The organism is Parvibaculum sp., from assembly GCF_035511255.1.
Lineage (GTDB): Bacteria > Pseudomonadota > Alphaproteobacteria > Parvibaculales > Parvibaculaceae > Parvibaculum.
On the sequence record NZ_DATKFR010000208.1, the window covers coordinates 1 to 9,353 of the forward strand.

Sequence of the window (9,353 nt, forward strand, 5' to 3'; positions counted from 1 at the left end):
TCCAGATGCTGCACTGCCGAGAGGGCGGCGGCGTCGGTGGCGTTCTGCAACGTGCGGCGCGCGAAGAGAATGGAGCCGGCATCGATGACGATGGTGGCGACGGCGAGCACCATGAAGATCGTGGCGACGGCGATCAGCGACACGGCTGCGCTTTCGTCGCGGCGGAAGTTCCGGAGCCCGCGGCGAACGGGGCCTTCGGACTTCCGGTCTCGTGTCTTTTCTCGGCTCATGGCGATCGCTCTCCCTCGACGCATGATCCAACGAAACGCATCGCTAGTGAAGCCCGCCGGCCTTTACTTAAGCGTTAACGGGTGTGCCGGTCCGGGATCGTCGAACCGAAGAGTGACACATCTACACACATCAGCACACCGATCACCGGGTGACTGGACTACAAAATGAGCAACGGGTGCGGACCGGCTTTTCGGTCCCTTCAGACCCGAAGTTGCCGGGAGGGTGGCTGTGCTCAAGAAAGCTCTGCTCGTATCGTCCGCATGCTTCATGTTGGCGGGTTGTGCTACCGACAAGATCTCTTTCTCTTCGGAGGTAGGCGGCGAAGGAGGAACGACCGGTCTGCTCGGAAACGGCGGCTCCGGCGGTTCCGGAGACTCGGGTGGCACGGGCGGATCGAGCAGCGGCGGGAGCATCGTCGGCTCCGGCGGCACAATCAGCGACGGGCTCGGCGTTACGGGCGGCGGCGGCCTGGTCTCGAACATCGTCGGCACCGATCCGCTGGGCGGCACGATCGACTCCCTTCTCGGCGGCGATAATGCCATCAGTCAGATTCTCGGCGGCGGCAGCGGCGGTGCGGTGCCCCAACTCGCGGCGGCGATCGCGGGCGATCCCGACGCGCAGGTGCTGGGCGATGGGCTCGGCGTCACCGGCGACAACGGCCTCCTCGCCGATCTGATGGGTTCCGATCTCGGCGGTGTACTGCTCGGGACGCAGGGCGTCATTCCGTCCGGCCTCGCGGGCGGCAATGACGGTCTTCTGGGTGCTCTCCTTGGAGATGGCATTGCCGGTTCGCCACTGGCGCCTGTGGTTCAGGCCGTCCCGACCTCCACGCTCGCCGGTGCGCTCGATCAGGTTCCACAACTTGGCCTGACCGGCGACGGCGGGGTCGTCGACAACCTCCTCGGCGTCGACCTCGTCGGTAATCTTCTCGGCACAGGCGGCGGCGTCACGACGGTGCTCGCCGGCGGCGGCAGCGGCGCAATCGGGAGCCAGGTTCCGGCTGGAACCTCGCCGCTCGAGCCCGTCGGTACGGCCGTCACCGGTGTGCTCGGCGTGGTCGCCGGCACTTCGCCGAGCCCCATCGGAGATGTAACTTCGGCACTCGGTTCGGTGCCGCTCGCGGGCTCCGCTATCGGTACCGTTCTCGATACGGTTTCCGGGACGGCGGCTACCGTGACATCCCCCGTCTCCAATACTCTTGCGCCCGTCACCAGCACGGTGACGAGCGTCGTTGCGCCGGTGACGGATACATTGAGCAGCGTGCCGGTTGTCGGCGGCGTCGTCGGCGGCCTTCTCGGGAAGTAACAAGGGCGTGCCGTCGGGCGCGTCTGGATGCGGCGAGTGTTCCTCGAAAACTTGAAAGGCCCGAACTTCCGTTCGGGCCTTCTTTTTTTCGCCGGGAGGAGAGAGGTTCCCCTAGAGCCTGACTTCAAGGGAGAAGTAAAGACGGGGATCCTTGTTGCCGCGCGAGGAGACGTCGCGGTTGAGCGGCTTGTCGGCTTCGACGCCGACGGACAGCCACTTGCGGTTGGAAACCGTGACGCCGATGCCGGTCGAGACCAGCTTCGCATTGCCCTGACCGTCGACGGGCTTGTTGTAGACCCGCGAGTGGTCGAGGAACGTATAGGGCGTGATCGACCAGCCGCCGAGGATATCGCTGTCGAGCCTGTACTGAGCTTGCAACGACGTGCCGTAGCCGCTGTCGCCGGACACTTCGGAGGTGTCGAAGCCACGGCCGAAATGCGCGCCGCCGAAGGGGATTTCTTCCGAGCTGTAGAGCGAGTCGGGACTGTACTGGCTGTCGACGCCGCCGCTGAGGGCGAATTTCGGGGTCACCGCATAAGCGACGTTGGCCGAGGCGCGTGCCTTGAAGAACCAGGGCGAGGCGCCGAGACGCGAATGCACGCGATCGTCGGGGCCGCCGCCCAGAATGCCGAGGCCCTGGGTCAGCCTGACGCTGGAGCTCATCGTGATCTGGTCTGTCAGGCGGCCGGCATAGGTGCCGTCGGCATAGACGGCGCGGATCGCGTCCTCGGTGAAACGCATGCCGTTCAGATCGTTGTAGGCCTCGACTGCATAGGCGCCGAAAGTGCCGTTGACGTTGTGTTTCAGCGAGCGGACGAAGGGATAGGTGAGGGCGGCGTCGATTTCGCTGCTGCGGCCGACGAGATCGAAGCCTGGCGGCAGGTCGCCAGCTTTCGATTGGGCGAAGGAACCGCCCAGCGTCGCCCGCAATCCGTCCGATCCGATGAAGGTCGTATAGGCGAGGCGAAAATATTGCTGCGTCGATATGTTCGGGGTGGCGAGGACGGTGAGGGAAAGCTGTTCGCCATCGCCCAGAATATTGTTCACCGCGCCGGTCAGATAGGTCTGGAAAGGCGACGAGTCGAGATTGGCACGATTGTCGAGCGCCGTATCGAGCGTGAACCGATCTTCTTCGGCGGTCAGGTCCAGCGTGGCGGCGCCGGTATAGATGTTCATGCCGGAAAGTTGTCCCGCGACCTTGACGCCGGGAATGTCGCTCATCAACAGCAGATAGCGCTCGAGCGTCGCCGTGGTGAGCGGCCGCTCGCTAGAGATGCGGCGGCTGAAGACTTCGATCGCCTGTCGCGCACTTTCGCTATCGGTCTTGATCTTGATATCGCCGATATAGCCTTCGACGACGCGTACGATCAACGTGCCGCCCTGCACGACTTGCGGCGGCACGAAAGCGCGGCCGAGCGCATAGCCCGCTTCCTCGTAGAGTTTGTTGACGCTGTCGAGGGCGGCGCGCAATTCGAGGGCGGTGATCGGCTTGTTCAGAAGTTTGTCGAACTGGCGCGCTATGACCGCTTCGTCGACGACAGTTGCGCCCATGATGCGCACGCGCGCGACACGGAAATTGAGAACCTTGGCGGCGCCGTTCGGCAAGCCGAGGTTTTCGCGCAGCTTCGGCACTTCCCGGCGCGGCAAGTCCGGCGAGGGCGGGGGAGGGGCGAGGACGGTGCCGGGCGAGGGCGTGGTGAGCGGCGATGCGGCAAATGCCGGGTTGATCGCCAGCACCAGACTCGATGTCGCCGTGAGAAGCCGCATTCCTATTTTCATCTTCACCCTCCGCTCGCGCTTTTGAATTTCGGCGAATGCCCCATGCGCCGTTCAGTCTGCTTGAGCGAATGGTACAGGCGGACCGCTCCGCATAAAGACGAGTCCTGTCTTTAAACTGGGTAACACAGAAGACAAAGGCCGATATTTGTCGAGAGTTGTCAGGTAGCGTCGCGCTTCGCTGCGCCCTCGCCGCGGGCTTCCCGATGGCCACATATGCACGGTCGGAGCAGCGGTCGGGCGATCCCAAGGGCGTCGGAGCCATGAATCCCAATAAAAAATGTGAAAAGCCCTACTATTGGCATGGTCAAGATTACATTCGTTACAGCGCCATTTTTCTTCAATTACTTTCAAATAGCGCACACACAATTTAGAATAAAAATCACACAGAATCGGCTGTTGCTACGGGATAGCGTCTTCTGGCCTTCGAGTTCATTGCCAGCGTTTCGCCCCGGCACACCGAGAACGTAAACTATGCTTACCTATTCGGGTGTGTTAACCGTTTTGTAAGCAGTTCGGCCGCGATAATTGAGCGGCGATAAGTCCGGTCTTTCGGCCGGCGAACAGGGAGGAACCGGGGGCGGCGTGGAAACGGAGGCGTTTCTTGCGGGGCAAGGAAATGCGGGAGGGGTGTTGGAATGAGCCTGGCTCAGAGACTACAGAGAAATCCGTTGCTTCTCCTTGGCGTTGGGGCGGTTCTCATTTTAGCCGCGATTGTGCTGGTCTGGCTCAATCTCAGCAACCGCAGTCACCCGGTCGAAGCGAGCCGGGGCCGACCGACGGAAAACGCCGCATCCATACAATCCGTGCTCATCGCATCGCGTTCCATTTCGCGGGGCGCGGTCATCACGAATGACGATGTGGCGCTGCACGGGGTCGTCTCGCCCGCGCCGTCGGGCAGCCTCGGCGATGCGGCGGCGGCCGTCGGCCGTGTGGCAACTGTCGATATTCTCTCCTCGCAGATCATCCTGAATGACGCGCTCAGCGCGGAAAAAGTCGCCGCCGGCGTATCGGCCCTGTTGCCGGAGGGGGAGCGCGCCTTTTCCGTTCGTGTCGCCGAGGATCAGATCACCGGTGGCTTTCTCAGGGTCAACGACCGCGTCGATGTCTTTGTGACCCTGCCTGGCTCGGTCTTCAGCGAGAACACGCTTGCCGACCGGCGCGAGGCCGACAAGAGCCGGGCCACGCTTCTTCTGCAGAACGTAACCGTGCTCGCCGTGGGCGAAAGGCTCTCGACCAAGGGGCCGGAGGCCGTCAACGGCGCGCGCACCGTTTCGCTGGCGATCGCGCCCGATGCTGTGGCGCGGCTCGCTCTGGCCGACAGGCTCGGCAAGGTCGCGCTTGCGATCCGCAATCCCTCGGACAAAACCGTGGCGCCGGAGAGCTCGGTCAGCCTCGCCGACCTCGGAACCGGGACCGTTGCGGGAGCCGACACCGTGCCCGAGCCGGTGCGGAAAAAAGCGGACGGAACAGGTGGGCATCGGATCACGATCTATTCGGGCGCCAGCACGACGACAGTAACGACTTCGCGGTGACGGACAGCGCCGCGACGGTATGCGTATGAGTTTCGGATCGCGAGAGGGGAGGCTCCATCGGAGCCCGGGAACGGAAACTGACATGCGGCAGGGGTTTGATTACAGGGTGAGTCTTCGATCGTTGGCCGCGGTGGTCGCGGTCCTGATGCTGGCCCTCGCGGCGGGGCCGGCGGCGGCGCGTTCGGACGGACTTTCCATCGCGCTCGGCGGGCAGAAGATATTGAAGCTCGACAACGCGATCGGACGCATCGCCGTCAGCGACCCCAAGGTGGTCGACATCAAGGTCATCAGTTCGCGGGAGCTGCGTCTGCTCGGACAGAACACGGGATCGTCGGACCTGACCGTCTGGTTCTCGGGCAACGACAAAAGCGTCTCCTATCGCATCGTCGTCGGCGCCGATCTTGGCGGTTTGCAGGGCGCGCTGTCATCCGACCCGTCCTTCGCCCAGGTGACGGCGACGAATACGGGCAAGACAACGGTTCTGAGGGGCAAGGTCTACAGCCTCGCCGACCGCGAGCGCGTGAAGGAACTGGCGCTCGGCTATGTCGGCAAGGATGTCCGCAATATGGTCGATGTCGCCGAAGAGCGCATGGTCGCGGTCGAAATCCGTTTCGCCGCCGTGCAGGTCAACACGCTGAAAGCGCTCGGGCTCAATTTCCGCACGCTGGGCGGCAATTTCGAGTTCGCGTCGACATCGCCGGGCGCGAGCGCAGCCGGCTACACGAGCGGCTCGGGACTCAACCTCGATCCGACGTTGCCGATCGCCGAGGCCTTCAATCTTTATCTTTCCTGGCCGGGCTCCAACAATTTCCTAGGCGTCATCAGCGCGCTCAACAGCGCCAATCTCGCGCAGTTGCTGGCGGAGCCGACGCTGCTCGTGCGGAGCGGCGAGGAAGCCAATTTCCTGGCCGGCGGCGAGATCCCGATCCCCGTGCCGCAGTCGGGCAGCACCAATGGCGCGATCACCATCGAATACAAGAAGTTCGGCGTTCAGCTCAATGTGCAGGCGACGGTGCTCGATAACGACCGTATCGTGATGAAGGTCAACCCGGAGGTCAGCGAGCTCGATTTCAACAATGCGATCACCATTCAGGGCTCGACCATTCCGGCGCTGCTGACGCGCTCGACCAACACCACGGTCGAGCTCGGCGACGGCCAGAGCTTCGTGCTCGCCGGCCTCATGTACAGCAGTTCGTCGAATGTCGAGGACAAGGTGCCGGGTGTCGGCGATCTGCCGATCATCGGCAATTTCTTCAAGACGTCGCGGAACCAACAGCAACGGCAGGAGCTTATCGTCATAGCCACGCCTCGCCTCGTTTCGCCGATGGCGGCGGGCACCGTGCCGAAGCTGCCGGGCGAGGGCATTCCGAAATACGACCCGAGCACCGGCAAGATGTTGCTCAACGACGAGCAACTCGAGGATCACGTCGTCAAATACGGCCTGATGAGGTAAGCGTATGCATCGCGTTCTGCTCATATCGACGGAAGCGGCCCTCGGCGAACAGGCCAAGCGTGCGCTCGATTCGGCGGCGACAGTCGTGCGCGTCGATCCCTTGTCGGACAATGCGGACGAGATCGCGCGGCAGTTCTCGCCCGACGCGGTCATCGTCGATAGCGAGGCCCGTACGGGCGCGCAAACGACATATGAGCGGCTCGTAGCGGTTCGTCAGTGGTTTGACGACGAGACGCCGATCGTGGTCGTCGGCAACGAAATGGGCGCGCAACTCATCCTCACTGCCATGCGCTCCGGCGCGCAGGATTTCATAGACCGCGACGCGAGCGACCGCGAATTCAAGAACGTGATGCTGCGGCATCTGACGAGCCGCGCCGGCTCAGGCCAGCGCGGCCACAGCCAGATGATTGCGGTTCTGAGCCCGACGCCCAACGACGAGAACCGCGACTTCAGCGTCAACATGGGCTGCATGCTCGCGTCGGCGCGGCCGAAGGACGGCGTCATCCTGGTCGATCTCTCGCTGCCGGCAAGCGATGTCGGGATCGCGCTCGGTATCGACCTGCATTTCCGCGTGAGCGACGCCGTCAAGGACATCGCGCGTCTCGACCGCGCGTTGCTCGATGGTGCCCTGGCACGCTGCCCGCGTTCGGGGCTCTACGTCCTGCCGCTGTCGCTCTACGGCGACGATGAGGGCTGGGCCGTCGATATGCAGGATCTCAGGGCGCTCATCGAGATGCTGCAGAGCCTTTATGAGGTCGTGATCGTCTATTGCGGGCCATTCTCCCGCAACGAGGACCTTATCGTGTTGCCGAGCGCGCGGGCGCAGATCTTTCTGGCCTGCAATCAGCGCTTCACCTCCATCAAGGCGGCCGGCGATCTCTTGCGCACGGTGCGGGCGCTGCGCACGAGCGGGACCGAGCCCATTCTGGTCGTCAATGAATTCGCGCCGGCGCTCACACCGTCCTTCGACGAGATCCGGAATGCACTCGGCGTCAATCGCGCGGTGCGCCTTCCCGCGCGCTGGGCGGAACTCGCCGACAGCGTCAATCGCGGCGTACCGCTCGCCCTCAATGGGCCGTCCGCCTATCTCGACAGCCTGACGCAATGCCTGACCGAGCTCGCGCTGATACCGGAAGGCGCGGGCGCGCGCGGCGAAGTGCGGCCGGTCCGCAACTGGGCGCGCAAACTGATGGGTATCATGCCGTGAGCAAGCCGCTGGAGCCATATGTCCGCGCTTCCGTTGCCGCTTCCAGCGACATCGGCGTCTCCGACCGTTACCAGCAGATCAAGTTTCGTGTCTTCGATCTCACGCTCGAATATCTTGAGCAGCAGGGCGTGCAGGGCGAGGCGATCCCTCGCGCGGTGCTGCAGGACGAGATCGCGCGGGCGATTTCCGTCGTGCTGATGTCGCGGGGCCTTGCGCTCAACCTCAAGGAGCGCGCGCAGCTCATCGAGGACGTCCAGAACGAGATCGTCGGCTTCGGGCCGCTGGAACCGCTGCTGAACGATCCGGAGGTCGACGACATCATCGTCAACGGTCCGAGCAGGATCTATGTCGAGCGGCGTGGCGAACTGGAGCCCGTTCAGACGCGCTTCCGTGACACCACCCATCTGATGAACGTCATCCAGCGCATCGTCAGCCCCATCGGACGCCGCGTCGACGAGGCCATGCCCTATGTGGACGGCAGACTGCCGGACGGCTCGCGCGTCAACGTCATCATTCCGCCGGTCGCGCTCGACGGGCCGATCGTCTCGATCCGCAAGTTCAAGCGTACGCCGCTGACCGGCGAGGATCTCGTCCGCGGCAAGGCGCTGAGCGAGGAGACGCTGAAATTCCTGTCCGATGCGGTGCGGGGCAAGCGCAACGTGCTGATCTGCGGCGGCACGGGCTCGGGCAAGACGACGCTGCTCAACGTGCTGAGTTCCTATATCGGCGTCAAGGAACGTCTCGTCACCATCGAGGACGCGGCGGAATTGCAGCTTCAGCAATCGCATGTCGTCCGCCTCGAAACGCGGCCGTCCTCGCTCGACGGCGCGAGCGAGGTGAGCGCGCGCGACCTGCTGCGCAACGCGCTGCGCATGCGTCCCGACCGCATCATCCTCGGCGAGGTGCGCGGCAATGAAGCCATTGAAATGCTGCAGGCCATGGGCACCGGCCATGACGGCTCGATGGCGACCATTCACGCTAACGGCCCGCGCGATGCGCTGGAGCGGCTGGAAATGCTGATCGGCCTGCACGGGTTCTCGTCGGATCTTCAATCGGTGCGCCGTTTTATCTCGGGCGCGGTCGACATCGTGGTTCACGTGCAGCGCCAGTCCGGCGGCATGCGGCGCATCGGCTCGGTCTGCGAATTGACCGGCATGGAAGGCGCGACCTATTCGATGCGCGAAATCTTTCCTCTCACCGACAGGACCGAAGGAGCAAGCGGCCGGCGCATCGTGTAGGTGCCGGCAGAAATGTCATGTTGCAGTTGGTCACCAGCATAGCGGCTCTTCTCTGTCTCGCGGGCGGCGTATTCGCGATCCTGGCGTCGCGGCGGGAGCGCCAGGCGCTTGCGACGCACGACAGATTGATGACGCTGACGCAACCGGCCAGCGCGGGCGAGGCGGCTGCGCGGGCGCTCCCCATGCCGTCGGTGGAGAAGTTGCTGCCTGCCTGGCTAAAGCGCCGCCTGTTTCAGGCGGGCATCGAGATCGAGCCGGCGCAGTTCACGCTGATCGCCGTCGGCTATGTCGGCATATGCGTGCTGCTTTTCATTCCCTTCGGCCTTCTCGTCGCGACGATCAGCGGCATGGCCATCGCGGGCGTCGCCGTCGGCATCCTCGACTTCGCAGCGGTCCGGCGGATGGAGGCATTTTCGCTTGCGATGTCGGGCTTTCTCGATCGGGTGCGCCAGCTTGTCGTCGTCGGTAACAGCCTGTCGGTCGCGCTGGCGCGGGCGACCCAGTCGTCGCCGCCCATTCTCGTCGAGTTCCTTTCGCCGCCAATCCGCCGGATCGCCAACGGCGCCGGCGTCGCCGAAAGTATCAACCAGCTCGCGGAGGAACTCGAT

Annotated in this window: 8 protein-coding genes; 6 read left to right on the forward strand and 2 right to left on the reverse strand. The window is 63.9% G+C overall.

The genetic code is table 11. The features are described from left to right. On the reverse strand, positions 1-230 hold a 230-nt coding region (locus VMR03_RS08310), incomplete at its 3' end, for a TadE/TadG family type IV pilus assembly protein (protein WP_325404119.1). Positions 231-459: 229 nt separating this feature from the next. Between VMR03_RS08310 and VMR03_RS08315 the strand changes: the two genes are divergently transcribed. Further along, positions 460-1,536: a hypothetical protein gene (locus VMR03_RS08315; protein ID WP_325404121.1), complete on the forward strand. Its 1,077-nt coding sequence runs from the start codon at positions 460-462 to the stop codon at positions 1,534-1,536. Positions 1,537-1,647: 111 nt separating this feature from the next. Here the strand turns inward: VMR03_RS08315 and VMR03_RS08320 are convergent, their stop codons facing one another. Beyond that, positions 1,648-3,315, reverse strand: a complete 1,668-nt coding sequence (locus VMR03_RS08320; RefSeq protein ID WP_325404123.1) for a ShlB/FhaC/HecB family hemolysin secretion/activation protein — start codon at positions 3,313-3,315, stop codon at positions 1,648-1,650. A 635-nt stretch (positions 3,316-3,950) separates the two neighbouring features. On the opposite strand from VMR03_RS08320, the gene cpaB reads away from it, so the two are divergent. From cpaB to VMR03_RS08345, 5 genes are all read left to right on the forward strand, one after another. After that, positions 3,951-4,847, forward strand: coding sequence for a Flp pilus assembly protein CpaB (gene cpaB / locus VMR03_RS08325; RefSeq protein WP_325404125.1), 897 nt, complete (start codon positions 3,951-3,953; stop codon positions 4,845-4,847). A gap of 82 nt (positions 4,848-4,929) precedes the next feature. Beyond that, positions 4,930-6,300, forward strand: a complete 1,371-nt coding sequence (locus VMR03_RS08330) for a type II and III secretion system protein family protein (protein WP_325404127.1) — start codon at positions 4,930-4,932, stop codon at positions 6,298-6,300. A gap of 4 nt (positions 6,301-6,304) precedes the next feature. Beyond that, positions 6,305-7,507, forward strand: a complete 1,203-nt coding sequence (locus tag VMR03_RS08335) for a hypothetical protein (protein ID WP_325404128.1) — start codon at positions 6,305-6,307, stop codon at positions 7,505-7,507. After that, positions 7,504-8,745 carry a CpaF family protein gene (locus VMR03_RS08340; protein ID WP_325404130.1) on the forward strand — a complete coding sequence of 414 codons (1,242 nt, stop codon included), beginning with the start codon at positions 7,504-7,506 and terminating at the stop codon, positions 8,743-8,745. Before VMR03_RS08335 ends, VMR03_RS08340 begins: the two co-directional genes overlap by 4 nt. 17 nt (positions 8,746-8,762) lie before the next feature. Beyond that, positions 8,763-9,353: hypothetical protein (locus VMR03_RS08345; RefSeq protein ID WP_325404132.1), on the forward strand; the 591-nt coding region annotated here is incomplete at its 3' end.